At 49.5% G+C, this 16,867-nt stretch carries 13 protein-coding genes; 1 reads left to right on the forward strand and 12 read right to left on the reverse strand.

The window, feature by feature from the left end; all coding sequences use genetic code 11:
- Positions 1-65: 65 nt before the first annotated feature.
- The 6 genes from mutS to DZE2538_RS04545 all read right to left on the reverse strand — a co-directional run bounded on the left by mutS (position 66) and on the right by DZE2538_RS04545 (position 8,346).
- A complete protein-coding gene (mutS, locus tag DZE2538_RS04520; RefSeq protein WP_038915703.1) occupies positions 66-2,624 on the reverse strand; it encodes a DNA mismatch repair protein MutS in 2,559 nt (852 codons plus the stop codon).
- A gap of 379 nt (positions 2,625-3,003) precedes the next feature.
- On the reverse strand, positions 3,004-4,689 hold the full coding sequence (locus DZE2538_RS04525) for a methyl-accepting chemotaxis protein (protein WP_038915704.1): 1,686 nt from the start codon (positions 4,687-4,689) through the stop codon (positions 3,004-3,006).
- Between the two features lie 447 nt (positions 4,690-5,136).
- The gene (locus DZE2538_RS04530) at positions 5,137-6,027 is read right to left on the reverse strand and encodes an oxidoreductase (protein ID WP_038915705.1); all 891 of its coding nucleotides are present in this window, start codon (positions 6,025-6,027) and stop codon (positions 5,137-5,139) included.
- A 280-nt stretch (positions 6,028-6,307) separates the two neighbouring features.
- Entirely contained in the window at positions 6,308-6,808 is a 501-nt protein-coding gene (locus tag DZE2538_RS04535) for a surface-adhesin E family protein (RefSeq protein WP_038915706.1), read from the reverse strand.
- A complete protein-coding gene (locus DZE2538_RS04540) occupies positions 6,808-7,407 on the reverse strand; it encodes a hypothetical protein (protein ID WP_038915707.1) in 600 nt (199 codons plus the stop codon). Before DZE2538_RS04540 ends, DZE2538_RS04535 begins: the two co-directional genes overlap by 1 nt.
- A 90-nt stretch (positions 7,408-7,497) precedes the next feature.
- Positions 7,498-8,346, reverse strand: coding sequence for a helix-turn-helix transcriptional regulator (locus tag DZE2538_RS04545; RefSeq protein WP_038915708.1), 849 nt, complete (start codon positions 8,344-8,346; stop codon positions 7,498-7,500).
- A gap of 188 nt (positions 8,347-8,534) precedes the next feature.
- Here DZE2538_RS04545 and DZE2538_RS04550 point away from each other — a divergent pair, with 188 nt between their 5' ends.
- On the forward strand, positions 8,535-9,116 hold the full coding sequence (locus DZE2538_RS04550) for a YbhB/YbcL family Raf kinase inhibitor-like protein (RefSeq protein WP_019844698.1): 582 nt from the start codon (positions 8,535-8,537) through the stop codon (positions 9,114-9,116).
- 170 nt (positions 9,117-9,286) lie between these two features.
- On the opposite strand, the gene DZE2538_RS20015 is transcribed toward DZE2538_RS04550, so the two are convergent.
- From DZE2538_RS20015 to DZE2538_RS04580, 6 genes are read right to left on the reverse strand one after another with little or no spacing between them, the layout of a single operon-like run.
- Positions 9,287-10,075, reverse strand: coding sequence for an aspartyl/asparaginyl beta-hydroxylase domain-containing protein (locus DZE2538_RS20015; protein ID WP_023639110.1), 789 nt, complete (start codon positions 10,073-10,075; stop codon positions 9,287-9,289).
- A 13-nt stretch (positions 10,076-10,088) separates the two neighbouring features.
- A complete protein-coding gene (locus DZE2538_RS04560; RefSeq protein ID WP_038915709.1) occupies positions 10,089-10,649 on the reverse strand; it encodes a GNAT family N-acetyltransferase in 561 nt (186 codons plus the stop codon).
- A 21-nt stretch (positions 10,650-10,670) separates the two neighbouring features.
- The gene (locus tag DZE2538_RS04565; protein WP_038913328.1) at positions 10,671-12,008 is read right to left on the reverse strand and encodes an MFS transporter; all 1,338 of its coding nucleotides are present in this window, start codon (positions 12,006-12,008) and stop codon (positions 10,671-10,673) included.
- A 2-nt stretch (positions 12,009-12,010) separates the two neighbouring features.
- Positions 12,011-12,679, reverse strand: coding sequence for a TfuA-like protein (locus DZE2538_RS20020; protein ID WP_023639113.1), 669 nt, complete (start codon positions 12,677-12,679; stop codon positions 12,011-12,013).
- A gap of 3 nt (positions 12,680-12,682) precedes the next feature.
- Positions 12,683-13,834 carry a YcaO-like family protein gene (locus DZE2538_RS04575; protein WP_071603557.1) on the reverse strand — a complete coding sequence of 384 codons (1,152 nt, stop codon included), beginning with the start codon at positions 13,832-13,834 and terminating at the stop codon, positions 12,683-12,685.
- Entirely contained in the window at positions 13,831-16,848 is a 3,018-nt protein-coding gene (locus DZE2538_RS04580; RefSeq protein ID WP_038915711.1) for a carbamoyltransferase C-terminal domain-containing protein, read from the reverse strand. Before DZE2538_RS04580 ends, DZE2538_RS04575 begins: the two co-directional genes overlap by 4 nt.
- Between the last annotated feature and the right edge of the window lie 19 nt (positions 16,849-16,867).

Genomic DNA, 16,867 nt, shown 5'->3' on the forward strand with positions numbered 1-16,867 from the left:
CGAATGAGTCGGCTTGCGTGAGCGGAGAACCCGAGTCGCACAGTTCTCCGCTCGGTGTGTTACCGTTACAGCATGCCTTTTAATTTATATAACCAGTCCAGCGCCTGTCGCGGCGTCAGCGCATCGGGGTCGATAGACTCCAGCGCTTCCAGCGCTGGTGACGGCTCTTCCGGCGTGAGTAGCGCCAGTTGCGAGCCATCAACATGGCTGGCGGAGGCATGACCAGCCAGTGACTCCAGTTCTTTCAGCTTTTGTCTGGCCCGTTTGATGACCTCTTTGGGGACGCCAGCCAGTGCGGCCACTGCCAGTCCATAACTCTTGCTGGCCGCCCCTTCCTGTACGCTGTGCATAAAGGCTATCGTGTCGCCGTGCTCCAGTGCGTCAAGATGGATATTGATCACCCCTTCCATTTTCTCCGGCAGGTTGGTCAGCTCGAAGTAGTGGGTGGCGAACAACGTCATGGCTTTGATGTTGTTTGCCAGCGCTTCGGCACAAGCCCAGGCCAGCGACAAACCATCATAGGTGGAAGTGCCGCGCCCGATTTCATCCATCAGAACCAGGCTGTGTTCGGTGGCGTTATGCAGAATATTGGCGGTTTCCGTCATTTCCACCATAAAGGTGGATCGGCCAGACGCGAGGTCGTCAGCAGCACCAACGCGGGTAAAGATACGGTCAACCGGGCCAATGACGGCCTGTTCGGCCGGGACGTAACTGCCAATATGTGCCAGTAAGACAATTAACGCCGCCTGGCGCATGTAAGTGCTTTTCCCGCCCATATTGGGGCCGGTGATGATGAGCAGTCGACGCTGGGGTGACAGTGACAAGGGGTTGGCAATAAACGGCTCGCTCAGTACCCGCTCGACGACGGGGTGACGGCCGCCGCTGATTCTGACCCCCGGTTTGTCACTCAGGGTCGGACAGACGTAATTCAGTGTGTCGGCACGCTCGGCCAGATTGCTCAGCACATCCAGTTCCGCCAGTGCTGCCGCACTTTGCTGGAGTTCCGCCAGATGCGGCAATAACAGGTCGAACAGCTCTTCATACAGCGCTTTTTCCAGCGCCAGCGCCTTGCCTTTTGAGGTGAGTACCTTATCTTCGTATTCTTTCAACTCGGGAATGATGTAACGCTCGGCGTTCTTGAGCGTCTGGCGGCGGACATAGTTCATCGGTACCAGGTGGCTTTGCCCACGGCTGACCTGAATGTAATAACCGTGTACACCGTTAAAGCCGACTTTCAGCGTATCAATACCGAGCCGCTCACGTTCACGGATCTCCAGTTTATCCAGATAATCGCTGGCGCCGTCAGCCAGCATGCGCCATTCATCCAGCTCGTCGTTGTAGCCGCTGGCAATAACCCCACCGTCGCGCACCAACACCGGCGGTGTTTCTACCACGGCGCGCTCCAGCAGATCGCGCAGTTCATCGAAATGGCCGACATAGGCGCGCAGCTGCTGTACGGCTTCGGCGTTGACGGTTTCCAGCAGGGCATGGATATCCGGTAGTTGCTGAAACGCATGGCGCATTCTGGCTAAGTCACGCGGGCGTGCGGAGCGTAACGCCAGACGCGCCAAAATACGTTCCAGGTCGCCGACCTGCCGCAGAAACGGTTGCAGTTCGGCGGCGGTATCCTGCAGCGCGCCGATAGCCTGTTGACGTTGCAGCAACGCCTGAGTATCGCGAATAGGGGCATGCAACCAACGCTTAAGCATACGGCTGCCCATCGCGGTCACGGTACAGTCGAGAACGGAGGCCAGTGTGTTGTCGACCCCACCAGACAGGTTCTGCGTCAGCTCCAGATTACGGCGGGTTGCCGCATCCATAATAATGCCGTCCTGCTGGCGTTCCATGGTGATGCCACGGATATGCGGCAGCGATGTGCGCTGGGTATCTTTGGCGTACTGCAACAGACAACCCGCAGCACGCAGGCCCAGTCGGGCTTGCTCTACGCCAAAACCGGTCAGGTCACGGGTGCCAAATTGCAGGTTGAGCTGCTGGCGTGCGGTATCAAGCTCGAATTCCCACAACGGACGGCGACGCAGCCCGTGGCGGTGTTCAATCAGGGACATCGCTTCAAACGTTTCCGGATAGAGCAGTTCCGCCGGGTTGGTGCGCTGCAACTCAGCCGCCATGGTTTCCTTATCAACCGGTTCTACCAGACGAAAACGACCGGAGCTGATATCCAGCGTGGCGTAACCAAATCCCCGGTTTTCCTGCCAAATAGCGGCCAGCAGGTTATCTTGTTTTTCCTGTAAAAGCGCTTCGTCACTGATGGTGCCGGGGGTAACGATACGCACCACTTTACGTTCTACCGGCCCTTTGCTGGTCGCCGGGTCGCCAATTTGTTCGCAAATGGCTACGGATTCGCCTAACTGCACCAGCCGGGCCAGATAGTTTTCTACCGCGTGATGAGGGACACCGGCCATTGGAATCGGCTCACCCGCTGACGCGCCACGTTTGGTGAGCGAGATATCCAGCAATTGTGACGCGCGTTTGGCATCGTCATAAAACAGCTCATAGAAGTCGCCCATACGGTAAAACAGCAAAATATCGGGATGCTGGGCTTTCAACTTCAGATACTGCTGCATCATGGGGGTGTGGGCGTCTAAACTCTCTGGTGTACTCATCGCGTTGTGATGTCCATCTTCTTAAATTTTAATGCGTTAATGATACCGGCGATGCTCATTAGCGCGCATGAAATCCTGTGTTGTACTGCTGGCCGGTTTGGTTATCACCCGGTGATTGGGCACATAGCCGACCTGCGTGGCTTTCATTCGTATGCAGGCTGCATGATAACGGAGTCTTCGAGGCAGGAAAACAAGAGGGGACGCCGCATTCTTCGAGCGTGCTCGAAACAATCGCGTTTGGTGATGGCGGTGACGTGGTTATCGATGCAAATCGAGGCCTGGACTGCATAGCTGGCAACACTTCTCCCATTGTTGCCAGCTATACCTCAATGATCAAATATGACGTTCTGAACGTGATGCCGTCTCAGTGGCGTCTGTATCAAAATGTTGACCAATGTTCGGCCGCAGGTTCTGAGTGTTTGCGTGTAGCGTTTCTTCCCCTTGAAGAGCTCTGGCTGGACGTCAACAGAGGCGTTGCCTGATCCACGACTGTCAGGTATCCATGTTCGGTATTGGCCAGCGTTGTCGTGTTTTCCAGTTGGAATCGTCCCACCAACCCGGCAAGCAATTGCGACTGGTGGGTGAGGTTTTTCGCCGTTGTTGCACCTTTTTCGACCAGCGATGCGTTTTGTTGTGTCACGCGGTCGAGCTGCCCTACGGCATCGGTGATTTGGCTGATGGCGGAGACCTGTTCTTTTGCCGTGGAACTGATCTCTGTGATGAAGTCCGAGACTGTGCGTACTTGTGAAACGATGCTGTCCATTGATGCGCCAGCGCTTTCAACCAGATGCGAGCCGTTTTCGACTTTTTCCATACTGGAACTGATCAGTTTTTTGATTTCCTTAGCAGCTTCTGCACTGCGTTGGGCCAGTGAGCGAACTTCGCCCGCAACAACGGCGAAACCGCGTCCTTGTTCACCGGCGCGAGCCGCTTCAACCGCAGCGTTCAGGGCCAGGATATTAGTCTGGAAGGCGATGCCGTCGATGATAGCGATGATCTCCGTGATTTGCTGGGCGCTGGTAGTGATGTCTTGCATGGTTGATATTACCTGATGCATCACGTCGCCACCTTGTTGCACCGTATCACGGGTTGATGACACCAGCATGGTGGCCTGCTCAGCTGTTTCCGCATTCTTTTGTACCGCAGAGCGAATCTCCATCATTGAAGCTGTAGTCTGCTGCAAGCTGGAAGCCTGCTCTTCCGTGCGTTTGCTCAGATCAACGTTGCCTGTGGATATCAGCATCGAATCGGTGAAAATCGCGTCGGAACTGGTACGCACCATAGAGACGATACTCAGCAGACTATCCTTCATTTCTGCCAACGCGTTGAGCATCTGCCGGGCTTCGTCGCGGCCATGTACGTGGATGTGGCAGGTCAGGTCACCCCCCGCAATCTTCTGTGCAGTTTCGCAGGCATTCAATAACGGTGAGGCGACTGCGGTGTGCAGACGACGGCGTGCACCGATGTAAAGGGCTAAACACACGCATAGCGCACCGATGAGTACGCCCATGCTTGTTCTGGCGTTTGATGCTTCGATGGCATCAAAGGCCGCTAAATTTTTATCAGCGAAAGCGTTGGAAACCTCCACCGTCTTGTCCACCGCGGTGCGATGCGCTTCATAGAGCTTGTGTACGCCAGCCAGTCCCGCGCGCGCGGCTGCGTTATTGCCGGCGGCCAGCGGTTGCAGTACGTCACGGCGTGCGGCCTCAAGGAATTTCAGCGCGGCATCATGTTGTTCTCCCAAAAGGTATTGCTCAATACCGAAGGTCGGCGTCTTGCGCCAATAGTCCACGCGGGTTGTATAGTCCTGGGCCAGTTTGTCGAACGTTTTTGTCGCTTCGCCCGGTGATAGCGAGCCATCAAGCCCTTGCGATAACGTCAGCCGGGCCTCAATCAGGTATAGCGGCGGTGGCAGGATATCCGCAGTGATGTCTTTGGCAGTGAAGATTTTGTTGGCCTGCTTGAGCATCTGCTGCCCTGACCACCAATTGACAGCACCTTGCGTTAATACAGATCCTAGACCGACAAGCAGCAAAAAAAGCAGGATGGATCTTATCGATTTCATGGGGACATCCTCTGAGTAGCGTCCTGGCAGAGAGTTTTTCTGCACCCGAATTCGTTGCCAGCGAGAGGTTCGTGGCTGACTAAGCACACATGGTCAAATAGCAGACTCATCATCCTGCTCGTCATTCCTGAATGCGGCTCATGAATTCCTAAAATAATTGTAATCGTTCTGGCATATATTGCTCTGGGCAACAGCCATGATAATCGGTCATTTCAGGTTATTTTTAAGGGGGATGATCTGCTTGGTTGAGGATTTTATTTTTGTAAAACAATATTTTTGTCAGAGGGTTGTTGTCAGAAAGATTCCAGTCCACTACCGTGGGCTGGTTATATCGATTTGCTTCCCATCGATTAATGCAGCCCAGAATCAGTAATGTCTGCTAATGACTTTGGCCTTGCCCTGAAATAGGCTGAGCTGGGTACGTCCGTATACGTGGTCTGCCTGCCGTCAACCCGGCCCCTCGCTTGCTGCTGCCAACAAAGGGACCAGTACATCGCTGATGGGGGTGGGAATACCATGTAGGTGACCGTAGCGCTGGATCACGCCGTTGCGGATATCCCACTCCAGCGGGCGATTAGCCTGGCGGTCGGCGAGGATTGAGGTGCTTAAATCCGCAGGAGCATGATGGAAAACATCAACGATCTCCTGAGGAACGCTATCGTCAAGTACCGCGCCTTGCGCACGTGCGACCGCCAGACATTCACGCAGATAGGACAGCGCCAGCTCAGTAATATCGTCACGTGAAAACATCCCGGCACGGCGATTCGCCAGAACCATCAGGCCGCCGACGGCATTTTGCAGCAGTTTGCGCCAGGCTACCGAGGTAAAGTCCGATGACAATTCCACTGCGCAGCGTGTGCCGTTGAGCGCATCAACGACTCGTTGTGCCTGAGGCACATCCGGCAGTGTCAGACGTGGTTTGGCGCGCAGCCAGACAGAGGCATCTGGCTCGCGTTGTGCCGGGAACCAGACGACTGATGGCAGTACCTGTGCGCCGTTGACCAAAGGAGTCAGTTGGGTTTTCTGCTCGACGCCATTTTGCAGTGCACACACGACGGTATTTTCATCGCACAGTGTCGCCAGCCAGTCGGTGCAGTCAGCCACCTGGGTCGTTTTCACCGCCAGAAACACCAAATCGAATGGATGATTGATCGTCGCAGGGTTGCTCAGTACCGGGCCCGGCACCACCACTTCACCGTCATCGTGGCGCAGAACTAACTGAGGATGCGCGGTGCGCCCGCAAAGGACTGGCGTACGGTTAACGTCATGCAGTAGCGCCGCGATAGTGGTGCCGATAGCACCGGGGCCAATAAGCGCAATTGAAGGATGGTCTGGCATCTTGTCTCTCCGGATTTGACTAATTCATCACCAGTGTGCCGGTAGTCATCGTCGAGCGCAATTGGGTAGCGTTGGTACAGGTGTGCTTGTTGAACGTTTTAATCAGATGAAAGAAATACTGGATAATTACCTGTTAAGCATTGGACTGGGAATCATGGGGCGCTTGTTAGAGGAGCACAAGCGCCCTATGAACCCTAAATAGCCCGGAGCCAGGTGAGTCTCAGCGAATAACTGAAACTCCAGAATTTCCAAAGGTACGCAGAATTAAAAATAGGCGTATTTATAACATATTGCCGAGTAGAGGGACGCGTGTATCCTTTGGTGGTTCTGGCTTCAGATGGGTTGGATCAATCTTGCAAATGCTATCAGCGACGATACCGATTAATGACTCTTTTGGATATTTTTCCCATTGCCCGACAGTCTCTCGCTTTAAGATGGCATCACCTTGCCCCCAATACTGAGAAAAGTAGATGCGCTCAAACTGTGCACGCTCTTGAGTATCGCAGTTAACAACGTTAATTACACGCGAGCTGGAGACATAAATAGGTGGCTCGGTTTGCACTCGTTTGGGCCCTATATAGTTATTAATGAGAAAGAAACGGCGCAAATGTGTGTTGTTCTGATAGCTTGAAATACTACGCATGTCGGCATACGTGCCTCCCGTACTGTCTTCAAGCATCTTTAGTAGCCCCGCAGGGCGTGGACCAACAGTAGGTACTTTATTAGAGCTGGAACAGCCCGCAAGTAGCGTTAATGCAGTACATAGAATTAAGTATTTCATTATTTGTTTCCAGCCAGGTCCGGTCGCAGTGGAAGTAAATCACCTTGGGTTACGCTGCCTTGCACCGAACAGAGTAACCGGGTTTTGCCATTATTCGTGTCCAGTAGAGCAAGTTTTTCTATGCTGCCTTTGGCCGGAGCAATGCCACTGGCTGCACCTAGATTTGATCGCCATTCATGATCATCAGGACGTTTAATCATTGGATTAGAGATATATTCGTCGCCCGCTTTCTGCCAGTTAGCTTCCGGTAATGCCGCCATCACTGCTTTCGGTGATTCCTCGATAATTAATCCCCAGAAATAATATTTCCCTAGCTCTGCAAGGTCACTCTTTTCCGACCAATAACCGGAGAGTGTTAATTGCCCTACACGAACCGGTTGCGAGAACCACAGCATATCGCCGCCACCTTTGGGGGGTGTGAACCAGGCGTGCTGTGATTTGTCGGTGGTTAGTGGTACAACATTTTTAAACGTGGACTGCTGGCTATAGAGTTCGCTGAAAAAATTACTGTCACAGTGCAGAAGGCTTTCTGGGAGCGTCTTGGCTTGGGCCGTTCCTATAGTGGTTACGGCTACGACCAGAGCGAATAGAGATTTCATAAAACATCCTACTATTATGGGTAATTTATTTATTGGGTGGGTGAAATAATTTTACCGTATTCCAGATAATAAAAATCTGTCTAAAGTCATTCACCTGCGTAATGCCGATGGCACGATGCCGAAGCGGCGGCGGAAAGCGGCAGTGAATTTGCTGTGAGATTCGTAACCGACATCAAGGGCGATGGCGGCAACCGAGCGTTCGGATGACTGTAATAGCACCATGGCGGTTTCCAGCCGGGTTTCGCGTACGCAGCGGGTAATGGTGTTGTCTTCCTGCGCCAGTCGGCGGTTCAGGGTGCTGATGGTGGTAGAGAGCGCCTGTGCTACCCGACCAGCCGACCAGTCATCATACGGGCGTTGTGCCACCAGCCGACGCACGCGCTCACTCCAGTTCATCGTCACTGGCGGGGCCAGTACCACGCCAGCGTGCTCAGCCAGTAGTAACAACACCTCCAGCATTCGGTGTTCGCTCAGTGTGGCTGAACCGCCTACATCGCGTAGTGCATCGACAGTGCGTAAAAATGCGGTTTTGATAGCGGCGTTATCCGCCACTCTGGCAACACGGCGTAGCGGTTCCAGTGCGGCAAACTGACCGAAAGACTGGTAAAAATGGGTTATCGTCTCGGGTTGCAGGTTGAGGATCTGCGCCACATAGCGCCCTTGTGGCGCGGGGTCGTTGACAACATCCCATTGGGTGCCGCGTGGCAAGATGAATATTTCTCCCGTCGCAAAATCAGTGCGGCCTTCCGGTGCCAGCAGCTGCTTGGTGCCGGAAACGACTAGCCCAATCAGGTCAGCCCGAATGACCACGGTGCGCAATGCGTATTGGCTACGGGCAATAATCTGATGTAAAAGCAGCGGGCTGGTTGCAGCGTGTCGAGGGATAGGCTCGACGGGATTCGTCAGGGACAAGGCAGCATGATGGTGGGTGAGCGTCATCCCGTATCGTTATCCGTGGTGAAAATGGAGTAGAGATTGCACGAACCGGAACAACGGGAACAAGGGTGGTTCGCTACTATTGTTATCACAGTTTTTAGTGTGTGCTGACACTCATCGTCAAGGCGTTGCCGTTTGAAAAACGCGGTGAGTGACGGCCCAAGCCTACCATGAATAACAGGAGTATCGATATGAAAACCGGTTTGCGGATGACCCGTTCCTGCGTTTCGTTATTTGCTGGTGCCATCATGACTGCTGCCGCAGCCCATGCGGATACGCTGACGTTGTCCAGCCCGGCAATCGCGCCGAACAGTACGCTGCCTGCCAGCTTTGAATTTAACGGTTTTGGCTGCAGCGGGCAGAACCAGTCCCCTGCGCTGAACTGGCATGGCGCACCAGCAGGTACCCAGAGTTTTGCCGTTACCGTTTATGACCCGGACGCACCGACAGGGTCTGGCTGGTGGCACTGGATGGTTATCAATATTCCCGCGAATGTACAAAGCCTTGCCACTAACGCAGGCGAGATTAGCGGTAAGCACTTGCCAACCGGTGCCAGCCAGGTGCGTATTGACTACGGGGTGGCGGCATGGGGTGGTGTCTGCCCGCCAGCAGGTGATAAACCGCATCGGTATATTTTCACCGTGTACGCACTGAAAACCAAAACGCTGGATGTGCCTAAAGACGCGAATCCGGCACTTGGCGGCTTTATGATCAACGCCAATACGCTGGCCAAAGCCAGTTTCACGGCTTACTACGGCCGTCCGGCGCAATAATGGCTATCCGGTTTTCCCCGTCAGAAGGCGGGGATATTTATTGGGGGGGAACCTGTGATGCGAGATTTTGAAAAGGAATGGGCCAGTCTATCCTTTGACGATAATCACCGTTTACTACCCAACTTGCTTACACTGAGAGACGGTGGTTGTCTCGTTTGCCGACCGCTGTACTATTGAGCGGAATCGCTTATTTTTGCCAGAACCGGACCTAATAATCTAATACCGTGTACTTCCGCGTCAGTAAGTTCAGGATGTAAAAAATTTATCAATAGAATATCCCGGTCTTCATCCGCATGGTTGTAGACGTGATGGAGAAAACTATGATCGAAGAAAATAGACTTTCCCTCTTCCCAACGACGCTCCTCGCCGGCCACAACCAGGCCGCAATCTTCTGGAATATTAATGCCAAAGTGGCAAGTTATTTGTGCATTGGTCCAGTCATAATGTTCAGGAAGCCAGGCACCGCCTTTTAGTCGCATAAAAGTGACCTCTCCACGCCATGGAAAGAGACTCTCTTCAACCCTATCAATTAATTTTTTTAAATGGGGAAAGTGAATTATTTTTTCACTGAACTCTCCACGACTCCAGAGTGAAATGGATGACCAATCTTTCTCTGAGAGATTCTTGAAAAGATTACTGGAGGAATAGACCTTAAGCTGATCTGTTGCAGCGGTGAACTCATCTTTAATTGCCTGAAAATTTTCGGCTAATAGCCTGGCGATTGACGCGGTTTTGTCACTGGCGCACTCGTCAATCCATGGTCCATTGCTCAGTCCGGGGAAAAATAGTAAACGCGGTTTTTGTAAAGGATGCAATGGCTTATGGTGTGATTCACCCAATATGCCGGCCATAAAATCTGATAATCGCTCTGTTGAGTTAAGTCCATAGATATCAGATACCTTTGCCAATATCTCGGAAAAGGATTTTCTGAGATATTGGCTTAATTCGCGCTTGTCCATGTTGTTTATCCCTCTATTTTTCAGCGGTTATGTATGAGTTCAGAACGTGATCTTGCCACTTCCCATTTATTTTTAAGTAGGATTTTGCGAATCCTTCTCTCTCGAACCCCAGGCTTGCCAATATATTCTGGCTGCGTATATTCTCGGGGAGATGATTCGCCATAATACGATGCAGACCATAGTTCTCATGGACGTAGGCAATTGCACTTTGTAGCGCTTCACGCATCAACCCTTTTCCTTGATAGGACTTATCGATGGAGAAACCTAAATATCCCGCCTGAAATACACCATAAACAAAGTTAGTGAAATTAATACTCCCAATGATTTTGTATTCTCCCTTAACCGTGAACACGAGCAGCAGGCATTTTTTGGCTTTAAAATCAGGTTGAGAGTCAATAATACGTTGCCGAATATTCTCAAGTGAGAAGTAGTCTTCTGTACGCAATGGCTCAAACGGTGCGAAATTTTCCCTATTCTCAATTAAGAAGCATTGGAGTTGCTCGGAAAAATCCTCAGTAAGACGGTATACATCGGTTCTGGCGGTAGAGAATAACTTGGCTTTTTCTGTACTCATGGTTCTTTTTCCGATCAATTGTTAGTTAGATGGCTGCAACTCAGAAGCATCAGGTTCATCTAATGGCACTATTTTTAGCGACAGGGCAAAAATCCCACCAATTAAAGCAATCGCAAGGATTTCTATCAAAACATTTTGTGCGGGTTCCGCACCAATGCCGATAAATGTTAAATAGACAGAGTAAGCCCCGTATAACACAATGACTGAGCTCATTACCAGGCTAAGCGTAAATGCACGAATCTCTTCAGGAAGACGAGCCAGTAAGTTACTGATGGCCACATCTTGTCCCATTGTCACACAGGCGCGGAAAAATAAAACATATAAGATGAGTGAAAATATTCCATCCACATGTATATAAAGTAGGTAACAACCAGCAGATAATAACGCCAGGCTACCAAAAGATAACATAACCAGAGTCTTATCATTGAACTTCGCTGCGGCACGAGGAACAATGATGCCTTTAACATAGTGAGCCGCATCAAAAGAGGCAATAAACAAGAATAATGGAATTAGATAGATAATGCTGATATCCATAATGTTATACTCTCTGAACTCTGCCACCATCAGATAAGTATGAACATGTACCATTGAGAAATTAAGTAAAACAATTATCAATGATATCTTCATTAACATGATCAACTGTTCTCGACTCATTGCCTTGAGATGGTAAATAAATGTCTTAAGTGTGTTTTTATTACTTGCCTTTGTATGGTGGTATTGGTTATCTGATTCTTTAGTTTTATTTTTCTGTGGATAACGCCATAACCAGAGACCTAAGGCAATAAACATAATTGCCGGAATAAACAGCATCGCTTCTGCATATCCGATAGTACGATACATGATAAGTAAAATGAGGAGGAAGATAATTGGAACAATAGATACAATTTCCTTACCATAGCGTTGAGAAAGCAGAAGCGCTTTGGTGCGTAGACTACTTTCCTCTCCGTGTTTAATTATTTGACTATCTATCATATCTTGCAGCATGGCCTGATAGGCCCCTGAAATCAGACTCATACCAATAGCACTGAGAAATGAGCTGAGGATCAACAGCGATATCTGCAAGCTGGCATCGTGAGTGCTCGTCAGAGAGAAAAATAGTGTGAGCAGTGCGGAGGCAGTAAAATAGCTACCCAGTGCAACACTTTTAAAATGCCCTAGCTTATCGGCGAGTAAGCCTGAAGGAATTTCAAGAAGAATGGAGGAGTAGAATGCGATAGAAACGCGTAGTGATACTGCAGAGTTAAACATCCCTCCTAAAGCACCAACCAAGAGATGGCTTAACTGATTTGATGTCGATTGCATCGCACGGAAAGTACTATCCAGATAACCGATGCCTTTTAACCAATGACTATTCTTCATTTTTATTGCTCACGTCTTGCCAGATAAAATTGAGTTAGGTAGTTAATAGCGAGTTGCGCATCATGTTTCTTCGGATGCAGAGCATTGTCATGAAACAATGACCTTAATTCACTTTCTATGAGCTGTGGTGAAAAAGAGCGAATGATTTCTATCACCTGGTCGATATAACGCTCATACCAGCTAATAGCACGGATTTTTGCCAAAATGAGCCTGGCAGTCAGTGATGAGAATTTTTTCTGCATCACAAGATGGCGAGTAATATGGTCTATATGTACCCATGAAAGCGTTATTTCCTCATAACTTCCTGAGTGATAGCGTACTGCCACATCAGCATCAGAGTGGTAATACCCCATAATATAGCCATGAAAAATTTGCCCTACGCCTACCATCCCTACGTTATAACAATCAGCTGCGCGCAGTGCCCCCATACTGGAACAACCCAGTAATAAACCACCTGCCTGAATAAATTCCAGGCACTCAACTACCGTTACAGACATTTTAGTGCCGAATAAACCATCAGCGATTAATACCGGGCGACCACAGCCCGCCAATGCCGCTAATTCCCCACCCTGGATCGGCGGGCGATACTCGATAACATCATCATGTTTTTTAATTGCAGAAACTGACGGACCCCCAAATACGATCGGTTTCCGTTTCGGTGAAAAAAGCATAAATTACCCCACTCGGCCTGGATTCACGTGCCAGTCATAGAGGCCAGGAATAATGGCTTTAACTGTATGAAAAGGCAGGTCGTTTAGCGATAAATCCACAATGTAAACATCGTCTAACCCTTGCTTTTTGAGTGCGTCAGTAAGAAATTGCGTCGCTACTGTCAGGTTGGCAGGAGGCTGTTCTGATGGTGGCATCGTGACACCAGCATAGTGTTTGTGGAATAACGTCCTCAATTTGCTAAATTTAGAGGTATCAAACAAAGACTGAGAACGGTACTTTTTTTCCTGCCGATTTAGGTCTTCTCGGGATGCCTGTAGAGCTACGACCAACCCCTGAACCGCTTCCATCATCGCGGCATCCAGCGCTTCAGATTCTGTAAAACCTGAGGCAGAACCCGCAATCATAAATTTCGGCCCCATACTGACGGGGTCATACAGTGCGACATAGTAAGTTGGCAAGGGGCCGTGTATACGCAACGCGAAGCTTTCGTACCCTTTATTGTTAAGGTTTTCCCACAGTGTCATGGTGGATTGTCTGGAAATAGTCGAGAGGTCAACAAAGTCGGCACATATCTGGGACAAGCAGTTTTTATAGAACAAGGATGTCGTATTACGCTCGATTGATTCCATGATCGCAAAACAGATGGCCTCTTCCTGACTTCCTCCGCAGGCCAGTCCGGATGTATGAGCCTGTATAGTAGAGTGATGTCTGTCAGGACCATGATAGGGAAATTGAACCTCAATAGCCGGGATAAGCCGTTCACGGCCCGTATGATACTCATACCCTTTTATCCATTGCTCAATGGCGCACTCTGGCGTAAAACCTAATTGCTGTAGTGTGTTTTTATCATCCTCGGTTGCCTGATGGTTAAAAATAGCCTGCTCACACCAGCAAGCACAGTACCTTTCATACGCCTCCATCAATGCGCTGCAGGTTGCTGCAGTTAAGCTACGACCTTTACCTTGTGTGGATGATATCTGACCTCTTTTTATCTCCGTTCTCACCGCATTAACGATGGATATTCCAGGAAGATTAATGAACTCGCCAACTGACGTGAGTCTTGAAATACCTAAACGTTTACGCAATGGTAGCGCAAGCGCTAATACTTCTTTTTCTGTATAACGTCTTAAACTGGGATGGGATGCTGTCTTCAACAATCATTCCTCCCAGTTAAAAAATCATGGGCAAGGTTCAGACACTTCAATTGAATATATTTGTTTATCTGTTTTCTGACTGTTAAAGGAAGGTCGGCGTAGATTTTCTGTGCATCGACTAAACTATGGGTTCTGACCAACTCTGTTAGTGAATGATAAAGTTGTGCGCTAATTAACTGTGACTTTCCCTGATAGTCATGAGTAAGCCAGTACTTTATTTCGTTTTTTTCTAGTGCACTGTGTAGCTTGCAACCAGGGCTAAGACGTAACAACCCTTGCAGGTTTGTTTCATCTAATTCCCACTGGCGAAGTTCAACGATATGGTCACCAAAGACGACGGCATCAATATGTGTTGAAAGCAACATCTCTATTGCTTGTTGTGGCTCTTCAACGATTGGCTGCCCGCGCACATTGAATGAAGTATTGAGTAGAACGGGAAAACCAGAGAGTTTGCCAAAAGCATTCAACAATGTATGGATTTCGCTATTGTCATGCTCTGAGACTGTTTGTACCCGCGCGGTACCATCAACATGGGTGACTGCCGCGAGCTTGTCGCGATATGCTTGCTTCACTGGCAGTACTTCGAGCATATATTTATGTTCACCATCCCCTTCAAAATAATGGTTAAGGTGTTCAGCGGCGACCATTGGAGCAAATGGGCGGAAATCTTCACGGAATTTCACCCATTTGTTAATAAACTTCCAGGTATCGATAGAGCATGGGCTTGCCAGCAATGAACGAGCGCCAAGGGCGCGTGGACCAAATTCAGAACCTTTACTGCAGGAAAAATACCCAATGATTTGTCCGGCGTTTAATCGTTCCGCTAATGCGGTAGTGTCAATCGGCGTAACGGTTATTCTGTCGGCAACGCGGTTGGTGGCAAAAGCGATGTCCCGGTAATGGTACACTTTACCCAGATAGTCGTGGCTAAACGCATCGTTCAGGATTCTTCCATGCCTTTTATAATAAGCTGCGCTGGCTGCTCCGATTGAAATACCGGCATCGTGCTGTGCTGGGAATAGATAGAAATTTTTTAATTTAAGGTGATGACGGACTTTGAAATTAACAACGGAATTTAAGGCTATTCCGCCAGTCATGACCAACGGCGTGCTATTTGTAATCTGGTAACGCTCGAGGCGAGAAAATATGCCTTTTTCCAACACTGCCTGTACCGATGCGGCCAGATTGGCATAATCCATAGGATTGGATTTCTTTTCAGTGAATTTTTGCTTCCACGAATAGCCATATGAGATACCTGAAGGTGTTTCAATAGCGATTTCATCTGCATACTCGGGGATGCCATACGGCGCTAATCCCATCAACTTACCGGAGGCCTGCCAGGAGTTAAAGACGAACTGACTTACCGACGCATAGGCTTCGCCAAGGGAAAAACTGCCGTTTCTTATATTAAACGATGGGCTGTATTCCCTATTGACCAATCGATAACCCTGCTGATCAAAAGCATAGTGCGATACGACATGTAATTGTGGCTTAATACCGTTTAGACCAGCATTGAGGTACGCAGCAAACTCTTGACCGCTGCACAGAAGATCGTCGCAGCCCACGACGGTGCCACCTGAACCATCAACGACCAAGGCATTACCTTGGTCGAATCCTGAACCAGACCAGGCTGCAAAGGCATGGCATAGATGATGACTGGCAAATACCGCGTTGGCAGAGAATGGATCAAACAGCGTGAAATCAGCTGCATGGACTGGCTGATTAAGGCCGATATATTCAGGCGTCGCAGACTGGATATTATAGGCAAAGCAATTCACGTCATGATAAGTCAAACCAGCCGCTGAAAGGCAATAATCGACAGCAAGGGTACTATCGAGGATGCTTCTGCCATCATGTTTAATCCGTGTCAGGCGCTCTAGCTGAATACCATAACGAATTTTACCGTTGACCATCAGGCATGCTGATGCGTCATGGCTGGCGGAAATACCGACAATCACATCATCATCAGGTCTAATAAGGGGGACTGAGGATGTAATGTCTGTGGTGATGCTTGCTTGAGAAGCAACGGTGATCCGATCGAACAATCCGTCAGCCTGAAGATAGAGTGTCTGTTCGTTGGTACGACTTAGTTTATCGGGCGAAATGAGCAGTGTTCCGTTTTCTCCGACAATCTTCTGGCCATCGATGATTGCCGTCAGTTGGGTGGTGCGTGCGATGCTTCCCTGAAAACTGGCGACCAGACCGATTTTTGCTCCAGTGTTTTCCTGGGGCAATGTGAGCCTGAGTTCTATGTGCGTCGATCTCTCTACATTCAGATGCCAACAATGCGGCATCAGGTAAGAAAGTGGCTCATTCGCAAATAAGTACAACCCGTGATAGTTCTCACTGAGCGATATCATACCGGCGTGCAGCGCAAGGTGATCGTGCGTACTTCCCGATTTTATAAGACTGTCGCGTAGATTGGCTGCCAGCCCCGCGAGGTAAACAACAGCAGCAGACGTTCCTTTTACCGAATCGGTCTCGCCCGTGTGATTATGGGTTGGGTAGTCAAATTCTCTGACAATAAACTCTATATTGCCATTACCGATGGGGGTTTTTCCTGGGATCGTATTGTTTGTTAACAATAGGGCGACACCGATCACAGCTGGTGAAGAGCCAGGAAAACGCTGACGACCAAAATCATGGCCTACTGATGCCAGGATATAAGGCTTTTCAGCGCTGTCGGAAAACGTGGACAACGTCGCATGCAGTGCATGAGAAAATTCAGTTTCAGCAGAAGAATACGCGTGAGCTTCAATATGGCAGTGTCCAAATTGCTTAGCGGCACGATGTCTTACGCTGTCATAACCTTGGGAGAAAGCATCAAGGTAGCTGGCAGAAATAATGCGGGAGAAATCCTCCCCAGAGTAAGAAAAAAGATAACTCGTTAATAAACTGGCGATTTTGACGGTGTGAGGGTTTAATATCTCTTTATTCGATACTTCAGCCAATCGTGCGATTTCATTTTTTATTGCACTATCAAATAGAAGGATATTCGTATTGTTAATGTCCATATATTGCCTCATCAACCGG

Origin of the sequence: Dickeya zeae NCPPB 2538, from assembly GCF_000406165.1 — a bacterium.
Taxonomy (GTDB): Bacteria; Pseudomonadota; Gammaproteobacteria; order Enterobacterales; family Enterobacteriaceae; genus Dickeya; species Dickeya zeae.